Genomic DNA, 2,566 nt, shown 5'->3' with positions numbered 1-2,566 from the left:
CGGGTTCTTACAGCTGAAGTGGACCTTTGGCTCAGCTTGTCGCTGGCAGGCTGCTATTCGAGGAAGCTGCGGAGTGCCCGCGACCGTGTTGGATGCTTCAGCTTCCGGACTGCCTTGGCCTCGATCTGGCGGATGCGCTCGCGGGTCACGCCGAACTGCTGACCAACCTCCTCGAGGGTGTGGTCGGTGTTCATGCCGATGCCGAACCGCATGCGCAGCACCCGCTCTTCGCGCGGCGTCAGGCTGGCCAGAATCCGGGTGGTGTTCTCCCGAAGGCTCGACTGCATCGCCACGTCGTCCGGCGAGACGGCATCCTTGTCCTGGATGAAGTCGCCGAGATGGGCGTCCTCCTCGTCCCCCACCGGGGTTTCCAGGCTCACCGGCTCGCGGGCAATCTTCAGCACCTGCTTAACCTTGGCGACGGGGATACCCATCCGCTCGGCCAGTTCATCGTCGGTCGGCTCGCGCCCAAGGTCGTGCATCATCAGGCGGCTGGTGCGGTTCACCTTATTGACCGTCTCGATCATGTGGACCGGCACCCGGATGGTGCGCGCCTGATCGGCAATGCTGCGGGTGACGGCCTGGCGGATCCACCAGGTGGCGTAGGTCGAGAACTTGAAGCCGCGGCGGTACTCGAACTTGTCCACCGCCTTCATCAGGCCGATGTTGCCCTCCTGGATGAGGTCGAGGAACTGCAGGCCGCGGTTGCGGTACTTCTTGGCAATGGCCACCACCAGCCGGAGGTTGGCGTTCACCATCTCGGTCTTGGCGGCCGACATTTCGCGCTCGCCCCGGGAGACGGTGGCGTAGATGCCGCGGAACTCAGGCAGCAGCAGACCGGTCTCCTCGGCCAGCGCCGCTATCTCGGCCCGGAGGGCCTCGGCCTCGGCACCATGCCGGATGGCCAGCACCTTCCAGCCCTTGCCCGGGCGCGCCTCCGCTCCCTGCAACCAAGCCCCGCCCGCTTCGGCGCCGCGGTAGGCCGCGAGGAAGCTGTCCCGCTTGACCCCCGCTGCCTCGGCCAGCCGCAGCAGGCGGCCTTCGGCCATGGTCAGCCGCCGGTTCAAGGAGCGCACGCCTTCGAAGAGCTCGGCCACCCGGTTGCCGTGCAGGTGCAGGCTGGCGATCAGCCGGGCCAGTTCGGCTCGTCCGGCGGCATAGACCGCCTGCTCCTCGGCGCTGAGCCTGCCACCGGGTGCCTCGGTCGGCAGGCGCCGGGCCTGCAGCTCGTGCAGGTGGCCATGGACCGTGCGGATGCCCTGGAGGATGGTGAGCACCTCCGGCCGGGCCTTGTCCTCGCTGGCGGTGATGGAGAGAGCCGCAGGGCCCTCGCCGTCTTCCGCCTCGTCAGCACCGGCCGCCGACGCTTCCGCTTCCGCCAGATCCGGGACGGCGACTTCGTCAGCCTCCGGGTCCACGGCCTCGGCGCCGAGTGTCGCCTCCAGGTCGATGAGGTCGCGCAGCAGCATGCGGCCGGAGACCAAGTCCGCCTGCCAGCGCAGCAGCGCCTCGGCCGTGGTCGGCAGCTGGCTGAGGCCGCCGATCATCATGGCCCGCCCGGCCTCGATGCGCTTGGCGAGAGCTACCTCGCCCTCGCGCGACAGCAGGGCATGGCTGCCCATCTCGCGGAAGTACATCCGGGTCGGGTCATCGGTATGCCCGTCGCCCCGAACATTGCCGCCGTCCTCGTCGTCTGGCGTATATTCGATGGCGGCAGCCGGAGCCGGGGCATCCTCATCCTCGGACGCCTCGACAACCTCAATCCCCAGCCTGGACAGGGCCGCCAGGGTGTCCTCGATCACATCCGATGAGGTTTGGCCCGGCGGCAAGGCGGCCGCGACTTCGGCCTGGGTAACGTGGCCACGCTCTTCGGCCAGCATCATCAGCTGGCGCAGCTCAACCAGGTTGGCCCCAGGCATGGCGGCCTGCAGGGCGCGCTCACGCTCATCGAAGTTGGCTTCCAAGGAATTGATCATCCGTGATCCCACAATTCCCCGCAGCGCCCCATTGGGGTTCCTGGCAAGGCAGGTTTCATAGCGGCTTGCTATATGGCGAAGCCGTGACGCTGAAACCAGGGGTGCGATTGCCAGAGCCGCAGGCCTTGCTGAGGACATGTCGAGCAAGGCGGCGGTGGCCACCTGGCGGAACATGCTGCTAGGTGCCGTCAACCGCTACGGTGACCTGCTCGACAGCGTACCGCCCGCGCTTCGCAACGAAACCATGCGCCTGGCTGCGGCGAAGCAGCACAGCCAAGTGCTTCATTAGCTGTCCACGGCTAACCGGACAGATGCGGTTACCTACGCCATGCTGGGATTCGACTACGAGCCAAGTTCCCCAGCACAGAGGCGGGCGCCAGTGGAGGCCAAGATGTCGGCAATGCCGCCAAGCTCGATGAGTTGGCGGCGGCATTGACGAACTTAGGCTTAATGGCGCCAGCGAACACGGCACCGAGGTTGTGTCCCGAGCGCCTCGGAGGCTCTGTCAGATGCGAGGTGCCGCTGAGGCATTACCCTAGCATGTTGTCGGTGGATTTGCCTGGTACGTGCTGCAGGTGGAGTGCGTTCTG

2 protein-coding genes are annotated in these 2,566 nt (G+C 66.8%); one reads left to right on the top strand and one right to left on the bottom strand.

All coding sequences use genetic code 11. The features are described from left to right. Window positions 1-53: 53 nt before the first annotated feature. Entirely contained in the window at window positions 54-1,964 is a 1,911-nt protein-coding gene (gene rpoD / locus EP26_RS30455) for an RNA polymerase sigma factor RpoD (protein WP_281177167.1), read from the bottom strand. 148 nt (window positions 1,965-2,112) lie between these two features. Between rpoD and EP26_RS35965 the strand changes: the two genes are divergently transcribed. Next, complete coding sequence (locus EP26_RS35965) at window positions 2,113-2,265, top strand: hypothetical protein (RefSeq protein ID WP_157033976.1); 153 nt, start codon at window positions 2,113-2,115, stop codon at window positions 2,263-2,265. The last annotated feature ends 301 nt before the right edge of the window (window positions 2,266-2,566 follow it).

Origin of the sequence: Belnapia moabensis DSM 16746, from assembly GCF_000745835.1 — a bacterium.
Classification (GTDB): Bacteria; Pseudomonadota; Alphaproteobacteria; order Acetobacterales; family Acetobacteraceae; genus Belnapia; species Belnapia moabensis.
Note: the sequence above shows the minus strand (reverse complement) of the source record. Positions and strands in the feature narration are given on the sequence as shown.